This window comes from Marinoscillum furvescens DSM 4134 (assembly GCF_003386095.1).
GTDB lineage: Bacteria > Bacteroidota > Bacteroidia > Cytophagales > Cyclobacteriaceae > Marinoscillum > Marinoscillum furvescens.
Map to the genome: position 1 here is coordinate 20,258 of NZ_QREG01000023.1, position 16,390 is coordinate 36,647.

The following is a 16,390-nucleotide window of genomic DNA, read 5'->3' on the forward strand; positions in this document are numbered from 1 at the left end:
GATTCTGATTTAGTTGTAAACCACTCCGGGAGACTGGGGTGGTTTTTTTATTTTCATCAATACTTCGGGCTGTAATGAGTGAGAATTGAACTCTTTGTTCAGGAATACGTGTTTAATTTCATAGCTTTGGTAGATCGCATGATTTGTGCTTCTATTTAATTGAACAAGAAATAGGCTATGAAAAAATACTTCTTATTGGCAACTGTATTGGTTTCGATGTGTCAGCTTTCTTTCGCTCAGGAAGTGGAGTGGCTTAGCTTTGAGGAAGCTGTAGAAAAGGCCGAGCAGGAGCCCAAAAAACTACTGATAGATATCTACACAGACTGGTGTGGGTGGTGCAAGCGAATGGATAGAGACACATATGCTAATCCTGAAATTGCTGAATATATCAATGAAAACTTCTACGCTGTAAAATTCAATGCCGAGCAAAAGGAATCAATTGAATTTGACGGGCATACGTTTAAGTTCGTAGCTCAGGGCAGGCGAGGCGTCCATGAGTTGGCTGCAGCTCTTACCAATAACAAATTAAGTTATCCCACCACAGTCTTTATGACAGAAGAGCTGCAGATCATTCAGCCAATACCCGGCTATATGAATGCACAATCGCTTGATCCCATCTTGAAATACATCGGAGGCGATAACTACAAAACTACCAAGTGGGTAGATTTTCAAAAAAACTATCAATCCTCACTTTAATCATGCAACCTTTCGTAGTTTGTAGTGTCATTAACCCAAAAAAGATATTATGAAGAACTACGTATTATTAGGACTGTCACTGTTTATTGGCAGCTTGTGTTTTGGACAAACTACACGTCAGTTATCATCATTTGATGAGCTTACAGTACACGAAGGCATTGAGGTGATATTGACTAAAGGAACCGATGAGTCAGCACGTATAGAAGCAGACGGTATCGCTGTAGATAAGGTGTTGACGGACGTATCTGGAGGCACTCTCAAAGTGCACCTTGAAGGCAATAACAATCGTGGCGCTGACGTACGTGTGTACATCACCTATGTTTCACTGGAAGGCTTGTCAGCCTCTTCTGCCGGCTCTATTAGTGCTGACGAGCGCATTGCTACTGATGATGAGTTTGAAATTTCCTGTAGCAGTGCTGGGAGTATAGAAGCTAAAATTGAAGCTGATGAAATAGAGCTGGATGTAAGCAGTAGCGGAGATGTAACGTTAGAAGTAGTAGCTTCCTTTTTGGAAGCTGAAGTCTCTAGCGCTGGAAGTATAAAAGTAAGTGGAAAGGCAGCTAGTGTTGAAGCTTATGCTAGTAGTTCTGGAGAATTTAACGGATATGACCTGGAGGCAAAAAGTGCAGAAGTAAAAGCGAGCAGTGGCGGGTCTGTAAAAGTGAATGTAAGTGATGAACTGGATGCCAGAGCCAGTAGTGGAGGGAGTGTACGCTTCAAGGGGAATCCATCAACTATTGACAAGGAAACAAGTAGCGGGGGCTCTGTCCGAGAAAGCTAATTTTTAGAAAATATACTGCTCAAAGCTTTTTGAAAGATTCTGCTAGCTATTCCAATAATTTAGCTATTCTTTCAAAAAGCTTTATTTTTTTTGTCCCATGAAGAAAATAGTGAGTGTAATGTTGTTGCTATTCCTCATGGGATGTGCGAGTGATGAAGTGCGGCGAGATCGGTTTTTCCTTCAGGGAAACAATGCCTTGCAAAATGGCGAGTTAAATGACGCTGTAGATTTTTACACTAAAGCCCTTACTATAGACCCTAAATTTGCGCGAGCGTACAACAATCGGGGCGTGGCATATATTGAGGACGATCACCCCTATGAGGCCATTCAGGATTACAATCAAGCGATAGCTCTTGATGAAGACTATTATGATGCTATTTTTAACCGTGCTTTCGCATACGAGCAAATAGGCAAGTACGATGATGCCCTTGCAGACCTCAATCAGGTAAAACAGCAATACCCAGATTCAGCTTATGTGTATTTTTATCAGGGATTATTAGAAACGCACATGCGCTCCTATGATGCTGCCAAAGAGAGCTTTAAAATGGCGATTGGAATGAACCCATCCAATGAGGAAGCTAAAGTAAACCTGGCCACACTTTATTACTTTCAGGATAGCTTGTCGATGGCTATGGATCAGCTTAAGGAAATAGTGAAAAACAATCCCACACAGAGTAGTGCGCTCAATACGCTAAGTCAGGTATATCTGGCTGCAGGGGATTACCAAAATGCTTTGATTACAATCAATCAGGCTTTGAAAATAGAGCCATCAGAGCCTTACTTCCTCAACAATCGCGGACAAGTCTATTTGGAAATGCAATCCTATGATTTGGCTTTAAAAGATATCAACAGAAGTATATTGCTGGACCCTAAGAACTCCTGGGCATACCGTAACAAGGGGCTGTATTTCCTGGCGCAGAAGCAATATGATGATGCCATTCGGCTATTTGAGAAAGCGCTTGCTGGGAATGAGTTTTTGGATGAAATATACGTGCCGTTTGGCCAGGCCATGCTCATGAGTGGTAAACCAGACATGGCCTGCGAACTTTGGCAGCAAGGTGTGAAAAATCATGAAAAATCAGCTCAATCCTTATTAGAACAACACTGCAATTAATCCTCAGTATCCTCCGTGATAAAAATGAGTTTGTATAGTGATGCCACGTGACAAAACAACACTCCTGGCACTACAAATAAGGGCAAGAGAATATAAGGGAAATAGAAAACTGCCAGGTTAGGCACATCGAACTGAACCGGGTTATAAAAATAAGGTGTAGCCATGATCGCACGTACTACGATGTTTATTAAAAGCCCAAGAGCCAGGAGGTTCCATATAATAGCAGCTATTCTGCTTTTACTTTTCATGCCTACCAAAAACAATCCGGCAAACGGAGCAGAAATGCCTGAAAGGATATCATAATTTACTCCTTCGAAAGTCATTACTTCCGATACAACACCGTTGATAAACAACCACCAAAGGACTATTTCCACTGGTACTCTGATGATATGTATATAGGTAAGAGTAGTGATGGGCATCTCTGCTATAAATCGCCTGACACCTGATAAACTCATCAACAAAATAAGGAGAGCAAGCAGTATGGCCAGTCCCACCATCAACCGGGGAGGCCAGGCATGATAGTCCTGAAAAAAACCCTGAATGCTAAGCAGTGACACTACGAAAACCCAAATAGCACATAAAGTGGTAAAAAAAATGGGAACATTGCTTCCTCGGCCACCGGCATGCTGTATAGCAAAATAGATAAATCCAAAAGTAGCCACCACGCATGCCAGGAACGTGAGGCTAACACAAGAAGGTATATTTTCCATTGGTTAGATTAGACTGATTCTCAATATAAAGAATTCTGAAACGAAAATTAAGCCCATTCTGGTGGATGCGTGCACTTTTCTTTGCGAAGTTGCATTTCAGTATAAATTAATAGTTTTACGATGATGGAGGAGCTTATTCCAAAACTCAAAGCAAGGTTGAAGTCAGGATTGCCAGGAGACGTTGCTCATCAAAAGATGACGCCCAGGTTAATCAATGGTAACCGGGTACGGATGAAAAATTCGCAGACCCCACGAAAAGGAGCTGTATTGGTCTTGCTCTATCAAGATGCAGATCGTTGGCATTTTCCACTTATACAGCGTCCGAGCTACGAAGGAGTCCATAGCGGGCAAATGGCACTACCCGGAGGACGGATGGAGCCCGAAGATCAAAACCTGATAGATACCGCCCTGCGGGAGACCCACGAAGAAATAGGGGTGCCTGCAGCGAATGTAGAAGTACTGGGGCAATTATCTGAGTTTATGGTGACAGCCAGCAACCACCTGGTGCTTCCAGTAGTAGGGTATTCGCCTCATAAGCCCTCGTTTACACCTGACCCTAGAGAAGTGGCCGAAGTAATACGAGCTCCTCTGGATCAACTGCTCAATAAAGACCATCTGAAGGAAAAGGAAATAGAAGCTAGTGGTGGTTTTAGGCTGCATTCTCCATACTTCGAACTAAATGATAAGGTGGTGTGGGGAGCTACTGCTATGATGTTGAGCGAATTTGTACATATCTTAGAGGATTTGACATAATAAACAACTTTTATGAACACCCCATTGCTAACCAATGATGCCGTGATATTTGGTATCATCATGCTCATACTTGGTTTTGTATTTACTACCTCTTCCAGCGATCACCCCATTTGGAAGCGCTTTTATTCGGTAGTTCCTGCATTGCTGATGTGCTATTTTTTGCCTTCACTGCTTGGGACCTTCGGCATCATTGACCCACAGGAATCCAACCTGTATTTTGTGGCTAGCAGATACATGCTTCCTGCTAGCTTAGTTTTGCTGACAATAAGCGTAGACCTTAAAGAAATTCTTAAGCTAGGACCAAAGGCACTCATCATGTTTATTACAGCTACGTTGGGGATCGTTTTTGGTGGGCCATTAGCTATTTTACTTTTTTCGGCTATAGCCCCAGATGTGGTAAGTGCACCACCACCCAATGAAGTGTGGAGAGGGATGACGGCCATTGCAGGGTCCTGGATAGGGGGAGGCGCCAACCAGGCAGCCATGAAGGAAGTATTTGAAGTAAATGACGTGTTGTTCTCCAAAATGGTTGCTGTAGACATCATTGTGGGCAACACCTGGCTGGGTATACTCCTGGCAGGTATTGGGTACTCTAAGGTGATCGATCGAAAGCTAAAAGCAGATGCTTCGGCCATAGAGCATTTAAAGGAAAAGATGGAGGCTTTTCAGGCCAGCATTACTAAAACCCCTTCGCTAACTGATTTGATGAAAATATTGGCAGTGGGTTTTATCTGTACAGCTGCGGCTCATTATGGCAGTGATCTAATAGCTCCAGCTATTGCTGCAAATTACCCTTACCTGGAGCAGTACAGCCTCACGTCCGGTTTTTTCTGGATTGTGGTCATTGCCACCACACTGGGCGTAGGGCTTTCGTTTACCAAAGCCAAAAACCTGGAAGGTGCAGGTGCCTCCAAAATTGGAAGTGTTTTTATTTACATTCTTGTAGCAACCATCGGTATGCACATGGATGTTATGGCTGTTTTTGATGACCCTGCCTTATTTGCAGTGGGGGCAGTATGGATGCTCATTCATGTCACGTTACTTATACTGGTTGCCAAACTTATCCGTGCTCCTTATTTCTTTGTAGCAGTGGGCAGTACAGCCAATGTGGGAGGTGCGGCATCAGCACCTGTAGTGGCGGCCGCTTTTCACCCTTCGCTGGCGCCAGTAGGTGTACTCCTGGCCGTGTTGGGATACGTACTGGGTACGTATGGAGCATACCTATGTGGTATACTGATGGGGGTAGCTGCACCATGAGTCGTGAACATCACCTTCAGGTTAGCATAAAGGCTTCATTTTCAACATTAAATGAGCTCACAGACCAAACAAAAAGGATCTGGTTGGTATTCCATGGCTATGGCCAGTTATCCCGGTATTTCGTTCAAAAATTTAAAGGATTAGACCCAGTTGAAAATTTCATCATTGCTCCTCAGGGGTTGTCAAAATTCTACCTTGAAGGATTCTCAGGCAGAGTAGGAGCTACCTGGATGACACGTGAGGATCGTCTCACTGAAATTGTCAATCAACAGGCCTATGTAGATCAGGTACTATCTTCTATTGATATAGACTGGGCTTCTGTTCAGCTAAATTATTTTGGTTTTTCGCAGGGAGTAGCCACGATGGTTCGATACGCCGCATATGCACAAATTCCATTCGCTCAAATGGTTGTATGGGCTGGGACTTTTCCGCCAGAGCCAATGTCAGATGCTTTTGCATTTCTTTCAGGACAGGAGTCCATTTCATATTTTAGTGGAAAGGATGATCCATTTTACAAACCAGAAATGGAGGAACAGCAACGTGAGACTATTTATAAAGCCAGTGGAATAACTCCAAAAGTTGTGTTTTTCGAAGGCAAACATGAAGTGAAATCTGAGCTGGTGAGTCAACTTTAGGGTTGTTCATGACTGAACATTCCATGTGCTAAATCGGACAATAGTAAAGTAGGCTTACGCTGAAGTGGGTCTAAATCAGAGAGTTGCTGTTTTGGTATTTTCTTTGAGTATTAAGCCGGATAAACCTAATCTTATGATCAAACTAACCGAAGTAGATAAGTATATCGAGTCAAAATACCAACGTGTATTTATACTCAAAGGAATAAATCTTGAAATCAATGAGGGCAAGTTTGTGAGCATCATGGGGCCGAGTGGTTCGGGTAAATCTACACTACTCAATATCATCGGCATGCTAGACAAACCCTCACAGGGGGCATATTATTTTTTGGATCAGCCGGTCCATACCTTTCGCGAACGCCAAACAGCCAAAATGCATAAAGAGCAAATTGGGTTTATCTTCCAGGCATATCACCTGATCGATGAGTTGAATGTGTACGAAAACATCGAAACGCCATTGATCTACCGAGGAATCAAACGCAAGGAACGCCAAAGTATGGTGGCTGAGATGTTGGACCGGTTCAATATGGTTGCAAAGCGGGATTTATTCCCGGAGCAGCTTTCTGGTGGCCAACAACAGCTTGTAGGCATAGCGCGCGCTATCGTAGGCAAGCCAAACTTACTATTGGCCGATGAACCTACAGGGAATTTGCATTCATCCCAGGGCGAAGAAGTCATGGAATTGTTGCGTGAATTAAACAAAGAGGGAATGACCGTAGTTCAGGTAACACATAATGAGAAATTTGCTGAGTATGGTTCACGTATCGTTCAGTTGGACGATGGGGCCATTCGGCAATAGTAGCCATCACCAATTTATATGAAAAGAGTGTTGTTGAGTGCCATTACCATTTTGCTACTAGGAGTAGCCGTGGCACAAGAGGAGGAGCGGAAGATTATAAAATTAGGAGCAGTATATTCTTCTTTGCCCTGGTTAAATGCCTCAGGTGGTGAAAAAGAAGGGTTTGTATATATGGACAACCTGGATTTTACAGCTAATTTAAACATCGACCGCATCTTTAAGTGGGAAAACGATTTGATCGTATTTGCTTATCTACTGAGCAACCATGGCGGACAGGCATCAAGCTTGATGGGCGATTTTCAGGTGGCAAGCAACATCGAAGCACCCCGTTCAACTCGCTTGTTCGAGTTATGGGTTCAGGAAAACTTCTTTCACAATGACATCTCGGTGCTCGTAGGGTTGTACGATCTCAATTCTGAGTTTGATGTGCTACGGCCGGGCACGATTTTTATCAACAGCTCTTTTGGTATAGGTGCTGAGTATGCACAGTCAGGTTTAAATGGTCCGTCCATCTTTCCTATATCATCATTGGGCATGCGTATGAGTGCGCAAATGGGAGACAAGGTGGTTGTAAGGCTTGCTGTTCTTGATGGAGTCCCAGGTGATGCCGGTGACCCCACTACCAATCATATTCACCTGTCAAAAAAAGATGGCGCATTGCTGGCCGCAGAAACAAGTATCTATCCGGGTAGTACCGTGGTGATAAACCCAGAACATGTAGAGCGAGGCTATGTGACGAGAAGAAAAAAAGTAGGTCGGGAACATGAAATACCTACCAATGATAAAATCAATCTAGGAGGGTGGTACTATACGGCCAAATTTCCAGAGTTGAATAGCCCATATGTTTCGCATGGCAACTGGGGTGTTTATGCAGGTATGCAAAAGTATTTTCACTTTGGAAGAGAGGGTCGCTACCTGGCGCTCTTTGGTAGGTATGGAGTAGCCAATGCCCTCTACAATCAGCTGCAGTCTGCACTGTCAGGAGGCGTGGTTTTTGCGGATCTGATCAAAGGCAAAACAGACTATCTTGGCTTTGGTTTTTCCACAGGATACAATGGAGATCCTTACATGGAGGGTATGCAGTCACCACAAGAGCCATTACGATCTGAAACCGCTTTAGAATTCACATATAGTGTTTCATTGGCCAACTGGTTTAGCTTACAGCCAGACGTGCAGTATGTGATTAATCCTGGCATGAGGCGCAGCCTGAGCAATAGCCTTGGTGTGGGGCTATTGCTACAGGTTTCTATTTAGTGAATAATAGGGCTGCGCTCTACGGGTTGGTTAGGGGTAAAAAGCAGGCGGTATGTTCTGGATGTTTGAGTCTTTTTGAATTCTCGCAATTAATTCCCAATGTCTCACATTTATCGACTTTGATTAATACTAGATATGGTTGAGAAAAGGGTTTGTAATGATCACTCTACGAATTAACTGCATTTGCTCTGCCGCAAAAAACGAAAGTCTGCACCCTGATTTAAGTTGAGTTGCAATTTTCGCAAATCCTATTTAGACAATTTTGGGCATATTGCTATTCTTGCCTTTATACCGAAGAGTGTGGATCACTTTTCGTAAATACCTACATGGCGCGGAGGTAAGAGTCTCACTTGAAACTGATCAATTTTGTCCTTCATCTTGTTGAAAAATTGCAGGCGAGCTTTCTCAGAAGAGTGACTTAGCAAACTGGATTTTTGTAAGATGTTATCTATGTATGCTTCTATATTTTCACAGAAAGCTTCGTCTGTAGTAGTCAGTACATTCAGCATGTTATAGGTTTTCATCACCATCCGTTTGTTACCGAGAGAAAAGAAAACCGTATTGTCCCCGATTTCTATTTCATTGTGGTAAAGCTCAAATTTTCCGAACTCAATGTGCTTTTTGTCGCTATGACATAGTTTGTGGCCGGCCTCTGCAGATTTGCTAAGCAAGTCGAGCATGTTTTTTAACTCAGACAACAGCGCCTCTAATTGCTCTCTACTTATTATTTGAGTATCAAAATAATACTCGATTTGCCTCAGGGTAATGTTCATGGTTTCGTCACTCCAGATTTCCAGTGAAGGGACATCTCGGTAGGTTTTCCAAATTTGTTCGCTAGTCTCCATTATCTCTGGAGCTACCGCACGCTCATCAAATGGTTGTTGGAGGGTCTTGGGATCTTTGAGGATAGTTCTGAGCCAAAAATATGATTTAAACCTGCTCAGTAATGGAAATTGAAAGTAATGAAAAGGCGGAATGTCTTTGGCCACATACACCATGCGATAGGAGGGTGCAGCCCCCACCAGACTGATGCTTTCGGCTACAGATTTCAGAAAATCACCATAGGTAAATGTTTCGTTTATTGTGCGTTTATGAAATAATACGGTGCTTTTGGAGGTTTGGAAAAACGTATCGAGAGACAGGTTGTAGTGAAGCGCAATTTTCCGTATTTCATTGAAGGTGAGTAAAGTGTCCCCGCGCAGGCGTCTGTAGGCACTGTCTCGGCTAATGTCTAATAACAAGCACAACTCGTCGGCCAGTGTAGAATGCGTATTGGCCTTTACCCATTCCAAAAAACGGACTTGTATTTCTCTATCGGTAGGCATAGCTGGTAAGGTTCGAAAAATGAAAATACAATATTTTGCGCATTCAACAGGCAAAAGCTTGTATCAAATCGATTTACCAAAATCCCTGGCTCGAAGCTGAAGCCTCTTGCTGCATTTCTTCCGATAGTTCTTTGCCCAGAAAACGGTCGATCAGGTAGTGAGCAAGGTAGATGAGTGGAGTTAGCAGTATGGCTACCCCAAATTTATAGATATAGTTTATGGTGCCTACAGATAAAAGTTGGGGCATCGACCATTTGCTGCCTTCAGGAGCGAGTAGGTAAAAGGCTATACCTAAAACCACGAAGCTGTCTATAAACTGTGAAATCAAGGTGGACCCTGTAGCCCGTAACCAAACAAACCTGGCACCAGTAATTTTTCTTAACTTTTGAAAAACGAAAACGTCTAATAATTGGCCAATAAGAAAAGCAACCAGGGAGCCAATAATGATACCCAGGCCTTGCTGGAAGATGGTTTTGAATGCATAGTTTATGTTGAAATTGGCCCCTTCCGGGCCTTCACTATTCACATCTAACCAAAACTGGGCTGGAGGCAATAGTGTGATAGTGTAGATGACCAAAAAGGCAAAACAAATGCAGCCAATGGTCAGAAAGCTAATGGTCTTAACGCCTTTTTTGCCAAAGTACTCATTGATCACATCAGTGGTCACGAACACCACGGGCCAGATGACTACACCTGCTGTGAGGTTAAAATCCAATACAAAATCGCCAAAAAGTGGGATGTTGGCAGGAGCAAGCCCCAGGGTTTGCTCTGCTGAAAAGATTTTTACACCAATTATTTCAGCCAACAATGCATTGGTCAGAAATATGCCTGCCAGGATTAGGAAGAGTTGTTGTTTCTTAGATTTCACCTGGCCTAGTGATTTATTACAAATTTTTTACCTTCTTCAGCCAGGTAGGTTTCTGAAAAAACCGATCGTGCTTCACGAAGTAGCGGAGATAGGTCTTTATAACGTGTAGAAAAATGACCTAGTAATAGTCTTCTGACTTCAGCTTTTTCGGCCAGTTCTGCCGCTTGGCGGGCTGTGGTATGATAAGTACTTGCCGCTCGCTCATGCATGTCGTGCATGAAGGTAGACTCGTGATATACCAGATCCACGCCCTTTATTGTTTCTGCCAATTCAGGTATAAGGCGAGTGTCTGAGCAATAAGCGTAGCTATAGGGAGGTTTTGGGTCGAAAGTGACTTCTTCATTTTTGAAAACGACATTTCCACTTTCATCTACCAAATCTTCACCATTTCTAAGCTTGGCTGCTTCTACAGGCGTTAGCTTTCGCTTGATGGCGTTTTTATTGATTCCGCGCTTCTTAGCTTTTTCTTCAAAGAGAAACCCTGAGCAGGGGATGCGGTGATCAAGAGGTATAGTGGTAATGCGTAATTTGTCATTATCAAAAATCACCTCGGGTACATTGGGGGTCCACTCTTTAAACTTAATGTCATAAGACAGTCTGGTCATAGAGTAGCGCAGCTGCAAGGTGATAATCTCTGCGAGACCTGGTGGTCCGTAGATACAAAGATCTGCCTTACGTCCATACAGATGTAATGTGGAGATTAGCCCCATTAGGCCGTAGTAATGATCTCCGTGTAGGTGCGAAATCAATATTTCATTGATTCGCGACAGTTTGATCTTGTGCTTTTTGATGAGCAGCTGAGTGCCTTCCCCACAGTCGATTAGGAAATACTTGTCCTGCACACGCAGTAGCTGCGAGGTATGGTGACGATTGTGGGCGAAGGCTGCTGAATTGGAACCTAATATTTGAAGCTCTATTGCCAAAATCAGGTGTTATTCCTCGCCGCCTTCTTCTCGAAGACCTTTTTCGATTTCATTGAACATTACAGCTTCTACAGCTTCTTCCTGAGTAGGGAGGATGTCCATCACCTTATCCAGCATAGAAATTTTGATGAGCTTCATTACATGCTCGTTTACACCACACATGATGAATGATCCGCTCTCTTTAAAAAGTCTGTTGCCCACCAGCAATGCGCTCAACCCCGAAGAGTCAGAATATTTTACCACGGACATGTTCACTACTACATTTTCCACACCTTCGGCCTGGAGCGTGACAAATTCTGATTTTACCTCTGGAGCAATCGTGCTATCCAGCTTTTCTTCATCTATAGTAAGAATGGTATATTGGTCTTGTCTGTCTATTGAAAACTTCATAATCTATCTATCGTCTTTTCTACGTTCTTCTTTATACGGTCTAAAATGTTTTCGGTGGTGTCTTTTATAAAAACCATTCCAGTTATTTTCTCAAAAAGTTCAATGTATCGCTCCGAAACAGAATTTACAAACTCTTCCGTCATTTCGGGGATTTGTTGCCCTTCTTTTCCCTGAAAACCATTGCTGATCAGCCATTGCCGAACAAATTCTTTTGAAAGTTGCTTTTGCCCTTCACCGCTTGCCTGACGTTTTTCATAACCTTCGGCATAAAAATATCTCGACGAATCTGGCGTATGCACTTCATCTATAAGCAATATTTCGCCATTATGTTTTCCAAATTCATATTTGGTATCCACCAAAATCAACCCCTGTTCGGCTGCTAGCTGAGTGCCTCGCTCGAAGAGTTTTACGGTGTATTCTTCAAGTTGCACATAGTCTGACTCACTCACCAACCCCTGGGCTAAGATTTCTTCTCGTGAAATGTCCTCATCATGCCCCTCATGAGCTTTGGTAGTAGGTGTTATGATAGGGGAAGGTAGCTTGTCATGCTCTTTGAGCCCATCGGGTAGAGGTACACCGCACAGGCTTCGTTTCCCGTCGCGGTATTCACGCCAGGCGTGACCGGTAAGGTAACCACGGATGACCATTTCCACAGGAAAGGCCTCGCATTTGATACCGATAGTTACATTAGGATCAGGAACTGTCAAAACCCAGTTCGGCACAATGTCTTTCGTTTTTTGCAGCATGGTAGCTGCTATTTGGTTTAGTACCTGACCTTTAAAGGGAATAGGCTCTGGTAAGACTACATCAAAAGCCGATATCCGGTCTGATGCGATCATCAGAAGCTTATCGCCAAATGAATAAACGTCACGTACTTTACCAACATATTTGTCGGTCTGCTTAGGGAATTCGAAATCTGTGTATTTGATGCCTTTGGACATAGGGCGCAAAGATAGTGATCTGAATGGAATAAAATTGACCTCTAAATTACAATACTCTGTTTAACCAGCGGTCAACTTTTCGGAGCTAATTACCCTGCCAGACTCATAGTTTTCTTTGAGGATCATCGTTTCCTTTCGATCGTAGTAGTACCACTCACCTGTGCGTTTGTTTCGCAGGTAGTTGCCTTCATATTCTTTTGCGCCGTTTTTGTGATACTTTACAAAAGGGCCTTGCAGCCGGTCGAGCTTCCAGGTTTCTTTCGTTTTTAGCTTTCCATTGGGGTAGTAGGTGGTAGCCTCACCCTGCTTGCGTCCATAAGCAAATGTAGTGCGCTCTACGATGGTGCCCTTCTGGTAAATTTCAGTCACCCCATGCAATTTCCCGTTCTGCCACGTTTGGACCTTTGATAGCCTGTTTTTATCATCATAAAATTTCCAGGTGCCATGCGGGAGTTCATTGAGGAGTTGTTTGCTGGCTACTATTTTGCCTTTTTCGCTGTATTCGGTGATACGCGCATCCATGCCTTTGTTGGAATACACCCCTTCAACCTTCACTTTACCATTCGCGTGGTACTCCAGGTTTTTGCCCACTCGATACCCGTTTTTATAGCTAAACTTTTTATGTAGGTCTCCATTGTCGAAATAGGCTATATAATCACCTTGCAGTGCGCCTTCTTTGTATTTTCCTTCTGACTTGAGTTGACCATTTTCATGAAAGTATTTCACAAATCCTGAGCGTTTCCCACGCTCATTCAGCACTTCCATTTCCAGATTGCCAGAAGGGTAGTAGGTGCGGTATTCCCCGTCGAGCAGACCTCCTACATACTCGGCTTCCAGCATCACTATTCCTGATTCATAATATTTTTTGGTGGTGCCGTTTGGTTTGCCATCAGCGTATTCCACTTCTTGCTTTAGGTTGCCGTTCGGGTAGTATTCGGTTACCAGTCCATCAGGCTTGCCGTTTACAAACTGTGTGGAGCCACGGAGCTGTCCATTTTCATTGTATACTTTGAGCTCGCCTACAAGCGTATCTTGCTGAAACATGGCCTCCTGCATCACAGTGCCGTCCGGAGCATATACTTTGGTCAGCCCTTCCTTCAGGTTGTTTACATAAGTGGTGACACGCTGCACCGTTCCATTTTCGTAATAATTAGTAAAAGTGCCTTGCTTTTTCCCATCTTCAAAATGCCCTTTTACCAGCACTTCGCCAGAAGGACTAAACTTTTTATAAGGTCCATGCACCCGACTAGAATCATTGTCTAATACCTGATAGGTTTCTTTTACCTGCCCATCCAGGTTTTCATAATACGTGGTTATGGGGGTTTGGCTTTGCGCCAAAATGGACATGAGAATAAATAGTGAACAAAGGCTGACTTTCATATCACAAAAAAAGAGAATGCTGAGCATGTAACGCAAATAGAAAAGATGAATTGTAAAGTTCGGGTATTTAGAAGCAATACAGGTAGTTAACATCGTGTAATCAGAAATGATTTCCTGAAGAACATGGCATATCCTATGGCTAAGACTGCTCTAATTTACACCTTTGTAATTATGGAAGCTAATCAATTGGAAAGTCAGGTTTTTATAACTGCAGAAATGGAACTTGGGGAGGGTCCGCTTTGGCATCCTGTGGAGAGCTGCTGGTACTGGGTGGATATCTATCAGGGCAAACTTCATAAGGCTGATGCTGCTGGAAATCACCTAAGTAGTTTTGCTTTTGATAAAAAATTAGGTTTCGCGCTGCCAGCCAGCGAGGAACAGTTTGTTTGTGGGTTGGAGGATGGATTGGCAGTATTTAGTATGTCCACGGGGAAAACTTCTTATCTGGCCAATATCAATCATGAAGCAAACGGCAACAGATTTAACGATGGCAAAACTGACCCGACGGGTAGGGTATGGGGAGGTACTATGAATGTAGACGAAAGTACGCGCTATGGAAATTTGTACACCTGGGAACATCAAAAACTCAGGTCTCACCTAAGTCAGCTAGGTGTATCTAATGGACTGGGATGGTCACCGGATCATCGAACTTTTTATCACATAGACTCACCAAGGCGCACCATCACTGCTTATGGTTTTGATGCCGTGTCTGGTAGTTTGGAAGAAGCATCCAATGTGATTCATGTACCGGAAAGCATGGGTTTTCCAGACGGGATGGCTGTGGATAATGAAGGCATGCTTTGGGTAGCGCATTGGGATGGGTATGCGGTAAGGTGCTGGGATCCTGAGTCTGGCAAAGTGCTACACGAAATTCAAGTGCCCGCTCCGAGAGTGACGTCTTGTGCTTTTGGTGGAGCCGATGGCAAAACACTCTTAATTACTACAGCGCGAACAGGCTTAAGTAAAGAAGAGCTGATGAAATATCCGCAAAGCGGAAGCTTGTTTGTGGCCCATCTCAATGTAGGTGGAATGCCCTGTACCCTGGCTAAGCACTAAAGCACACGTGTGAACGTCGAAATCTTTTCGTTTTTAATTTTATTTAAAATGCTTCGCGTAGCTTTAAACGGATTTTTAGTCTGTTAATATTTTTTTCCTAAACTAAACTATATGAAGTCAACATCTGATCCTGTGGTAGGACGTAGTGTGCTTTTACCTTTTATTCTGATCACTTCACTATTTGCCCTTTGGGGATTTGCCAATGCAGTTACGGATCCTATGGTTCAGGCATTTAAGAAAGTGCTCGAACTATCCAACTCTCAGGCTGCATGGGTGCAAATGGCTTTTTATGGAGGCTATTTTTGTATGGCATTACCTGCGGCATTGTTTGTAAGAAAGTTTTCTTATAAAACGGGGGTGCTAATAGGTCTGGCGCTATATGCTGGTGGTGCGCTGTTGTTTTATCCGGCAGCTACTTCAGAGCAATTTTGGTTTTTCTGTTTGGGCCTATACATTCTTACGTTTGGTTTGGCTTTTTTAGAAACTACAGCCAATCCCTACATACTGGCAATGGGATCGCCTGAAACTGCCACTCGTAGGTTAAACCTTGCTCAGGCTTTCAATCCGCTGGGATTGATTTTGGGACTATTAGTAGCCCAACAATTCGTGTTGAAGAAGCTACAATCCGATAATATAGAAGACTATGCTTCTCTGGCTGAAGCTAAAAAAGCGCTGATAAGAACCAGTGATTTAATGGTGATCCGTGATCCTTACGTGATGTTGGGCCTTGTGGTGCTGGGCATATTTGTGCTCATCCTGATCAATAAAATGCCTCAGGCTAAAGACAAAAATGGCATGCCTTCTTTAAGCAATACAATCGGAGCGCTTTTAAGCAGAAGGAAGTACAACTTAGGAGTGTTGGCGCAAGTGTTGTATGTAGGCGCTCAGATCATGTGCTGGACATATATCTACCAATACGCTGAGGCCATTGGTATCAGTAGCGATATTGCAGCCAATTATCAGTTTGCTGCATTCTTATTGTTTTTAGTAGGAAGGGCAGTGGGTACTTATATGCTGCGCCTGATCAACTCTGGAAAGCTGCTTTTACTTTTTGCAATAGCTGGAGGCATCTGTACAGTGCTTACCATGGTGCTTTCGGGCGTTTCTGGCTTGTATGCACTGGTGGCTATATCCTTTTTTATGTCAGTAATGTTTCCTACAATCTATGGTATTGCTCTCGAAGGTCTTAGCGAGGAAGAGTCCAAAATCGGTGCTGCAGGGTTGGTAATGGCTATTGTAGGTGGTGCTCTGATGCCCAAGTTTCAAGGGATGTTGATTGATCTGGGAGGAGCAGGAGTAAGTGATATTACAATATTAGGAATGGCGGAAGTCAACTTTTCATTTATTCTACCTTTACTCTGTTTTGTAGGTATCGCATTATACGGATCAATTACACAGCGTAAATAGGTATTGTTCTCCTTAATTTTCTGATAACTAATTAATCTTAAGAGTTGCTTTGTATCGTAGACCTATCTACCTGCAAAGCAACTTTTTTTATCTCCCGGCATTGC

Annotated in this window: 17 protein-coding genes; 10 read left to right on the forward strand and 7 right to left on the reverse strand. The window is 43.3% G+C overall.

What is annotated here, in order from left to right; all coding sequences use genetic code 11:
- Window positions 1–177: 177 nt before the first annotated feature.
- The 3 genes from C7460_RS19185 (at window position 178) to C7460_RS19195 (ending at window position 2,591) form a co-directional block, all read left to right on the forward strand.
- Window positions 178–696: a thioredoxin family protein gene (locus C7460_RS19185; protein WP_115869755.1), complete on the forward strand. Its 519-nt coding sequence runs from the start codon at window positions 178–180 to the stop codon at window positions 694–696.
- Window positions 697–745: 49 nt separating this feature from the next.
- Window positions 746–1,477: a head GIN domain-containing protein gene (locus C7460_RS19190; protein WP_115869756.1), complete on the forward strand. Its 732-nt coding sequence runs from the start codon at window positions 746–748 to the stop codon at window positions 1,475–1,477.
- Between the two features lie 97 nt (window positions 1,478–1,574).
- Window positions 1,575–2,591 (forward strand): tetratricopeptide repeat protein, encoded by a 1,017-nt coding sequence (locus tag C7460_RS19195; RefSeq protein ID WP_115869757.1) that lies wholly within the window; start codon window positions 1,575–1,577, stop codon window positions 2,589–2,591.
- Here C7460_RS19195 and C7460_RS19200 read toward each other — a convergent pair.
- On the reverse strand, window positions 2,588–3,301 hold the full coding sequence (locus tag C7460_RS19200) for a hypothetical protein (protein WP_115869758.1): 714 nt from the start codon (window positions 3,299–3,301) through the stop codon (window positions 2,588–2,590). The genes C7460_RS19195 and C7460_RS19200 overlap by 4 nt on opposite strands.
- Window positions 3,302–3,421: 120 nt before the next feature.
- Between C7460_RS19200 and C7460_RS19205 the strand changes: the two genes are divergently transcribed.
- The 5 genes from C7460_RS19205 to C7460_RS19225 all read left to right on the forward strand — a co-directional run bounded on the left by C7460_RS19205 (window position 3,422) and on the right by C7460_RS19225 (window position 7,996).
- Complete coding sequence (locus tag C7460_RS19205; protein ID WP_115869759.1) at window positions 3,422–4,054, forward strand: NUDIX hydrolase; 633 nt, start codon at window positions 3,422–3,424, stop codon at window positions 4,052–4,054.
- Window positions 4,055–4,066: 12 nt separating this feature from the next.
- Complete coding sequence (locus C7460_RS19210; protein ID WP_115869760.1) at window positions 4,067–5,311, forward strand: DUF819 family protein; 1,245 nt, start codon at window positions 4,067–4,069, stop codon at window positions 5,309–5,311.
- A 179-nt stretch (window positions 5,312–5,490) separates the two neighbouring features.
- Window positions 5,491–5,946: an alpha/beta hydrolase gene (locus C7460_RS19215; protein ID WP_147303027.1), complete on the forward strand. Its 456-nt coding sequence runs from the start codon at window positions 5,491–5,493 to the stop codon at window positions 5,944–5,946.
- A 133-nt stretch (window positions 5,947–6,079) separates the two neighbouring features.
- Entirely contained in the window at window positions 6,080–6,742 is a 663-nt protein-coding gene (locus C7460_RS19220; protein WP_115869762.1) for an ABC transporter ATP-binding protein, read from the forward strand.
- 18 nt (window positions 6,743–6,760) lie between these two features.
- A complete protein-coding gene (locus tag C7460_RS19225) occupies window positions 6,761–7,996 on the forward strand; it encodes a carbohydrate porin (protein ID WP_115869763.1) in 1,236 nt (411 codons plus the stop codon).
- 305 nt (window positions 7,997–8,301) lie between these two features.
- Here the strand turns inward: C7460_RS19225 and C7460_RS19230 are convergent, their stop codons facing one another.
- The 6 genes from C7460_RS19230 to C7460_RS19255 all read right to left on the reverse strand — a co-directional run bounded on the left by C7460_RS19230 (window position 8,302) and on the right by C7460_RS19255 (window position 13,823).
- A complete protein-coding gene (locus C7460_RS19230; protein ID WP_115869764.1) occupies window positions 8,302–9,321 on the reverse strand; it encodes a helix-turn-helix domain-containing protein in 1,020 nt (339 codons plus the stop codon).
- 73 nt (window positions 9,322–9,394) lie between these two features.
- A complete protein-coding gene (locus C7460_RS19235) occupies window positions 9,395–10,189 on the reverse strand; it encodes a queuosine precursor transporter (RefSeq protein ID WP_245986483.1) in 795 nt (264 codons plus the stop codon).
- Window positions 10,190–10,194: 5 nt separating this feature from the next.
- Window positions 10,195–11,112 (reverse strand): ribonuclease Z, encoded by a 918-nt coding sequence (locus C7460_RS19240; protein ID WP_115869766.1) that lies wholly within the window; start codon window positions 11,110–11,112, stop codon window positions 10,195–10,197.
- Between the two features lie 9 nt (window positions 11,113–11,121).
- On the reverse strand, window positions 11,122–11,502 hold the full coding sequence (locus C7460_RS19245; RefSeq protein ID WP_115869767.1) for an STAS domain-containing protein: 381 nt from the start codon (window positions 11,500–11,502) through the stop codon (window positions 11,122–11,124).
- Window positions 11,499–12,443 (reverse strand): phosphoribosylaminoimidazolesuccinocarboxamide synthase, encoded by a 945-nt coding sequence (locus C7460_RS19250; protein ID WP_115869768.1) that lies wholly within the window; start codon window positions 12,441–12,443, stop codon window positions 11,499–11,501. The genes C7460_RS19245 and C7460_RS19250 overlap by 4 nt, the downstream gene beginning before the upstream one ends.
- A 60-nt stretch (window positions 12,444–12,503) precedes the next feature.
- A complete protein-coding gene (locus tag C7460_RS19255) occupies window positions 12,504–13,823 on the reverse strand; it encodes a toxin-antitoxin system YwqK family antitoxin (RefSeq protein ID WP_221409586.1) in 1,320 nt (439 codons plus the stop codon).
- Window positions 13,824–13,994: 171 nt separating this feature from the next.
- On the opposite strand from C7460_RS19255, the gene C7460_RS19260 reads away from it, so the two are divergent.
- Window positions 13,995–14,879: an SMP-30/gluconolactonase/LRE family protein gene (locus C7460_RS19260; protein WP_170148107.1), complete on the forward strand. Its 885-nt coding sequence runs from the start codon at window positions 13,995–13,997 to the stop codon at window positions 14,877–14,879.
- A gap of 111 nt (window positions 14,880–14,990) precedes the next feature.
- Window positions 14,991–16,286 carry an L-fucose:H+ symporter permease gene (gene fucP, locus C7460_RS19265; protein ID WP_115869771.1) on the forward strand — a complete coding sequence of 432 codons (1,296 nt, stop codon included), beginning with the start codon at window positions 14,991–14,993 and terminating at the stop codon, window positions 16,284–16,286.
- The last annotated feature ends 104 nt before the right edge of the window (window positions 16,287–16,390 follow it).

Excerpts from the sequence above, each read along its gene's own strand:
- C7460_RS19200 (WP_115869758.1), bottom strand. The coding sequence starts at position 3,301 with ATGGAAAATATACCTTCTTGTGTTAGCCTCACGTTCCTGGCATGCGTG.
- C7460_RS19225 (WP_115869763.1), top strand. The coding sequence starts at position 6,761 with ATGAAAAGAGTGTTGTTGAGTGCCATTACCATTTTGCTACTAGGAGTA.
- C7460_RS19255 (WP_221409586.1), bottom strand. The coding sequence starts at position 13,823 with ATGAAAGTCAGCCTTTGTTCACTATTTATTCTCATGTCCATTTTGGCG.
- C7460_RS19250 (WP_115869768.1), bottom strand. The coding sequence starts at position 12,443 with ATGTCCAAAGGCATCAAATACACAGATTTCGAATTCCCTAAGCAGACC.
- C7460_RS19185 (WP_115869755.1), top strand. The coding sequence starts at position 178 with ATGAAAAAATACTTCTTATTGGCAACTGTATTGGTTTCGATGTGTCAG.
- C7460_RS19220 (WP_115869762.1), top strand. The coding sequence starts at position 6,080 with ATGATCAAACTAACCGAAGTAGATAAGTATATCGAGTCAAAATACCAA.
- C7460_RS19190 (WP_115869756.1), top strand. The coding sequence starts at position 746 with ATGAAGAACTACGTATTATTAGGACTGTCACTGTTTATTGGCAGCTTG.
- C7460_RS19195 (WP_115869757.1), top strand. The coding sequence starts at position 1,575 with ATGAAGAAAATAGTGAGTGTAATGTTGTTGCTATTCCTCATGGGATGT.
- C7460_RS19210 (WP_115869760.1), top strand. The coding sequence starts at position 4,067 with ATGAACACCCCATTGCTAACCAATGATGCCGTGATATTTGGTATCATC.
- C7460_RS19230 (WP_115869764.1), bottom strand. The coding sequence starts at position 9,321 with ATGCCTACCGATAGAGAAATACAAGTCCGTTTTTTGGAATGGGTAAAG.
- C7460_RS19245 (WP_115869767.1), bottom strand. The coding sequence starts at position 11,502 with ATGAAGTTTTCAATAGACAGACAAGACCAATATACCATTCTTACTATA.
- fucP (WP_115869771.1), top strand. The coding sequence starts at position 14,991 with ATGAAGTCAACATCTGATCCTGTGGTAGGACGTAGTGTGCTTTTACCT.
- C7460_RS19205 (WP_115869759.1), top strand. The coding sequence starts at position 3,422 with ATGATGGAGGAGCTTATTCCAAAACTCAAAGCAAGGTTGAAGTCAGGA.
- C7460_RS19260 (WP_170148107.1), top strand. The coding sequence starts at position 13,995 with ATGGAAGCTAATCAATTGGAAAGTCAGGTTTTTATAACTGCAGAAATG.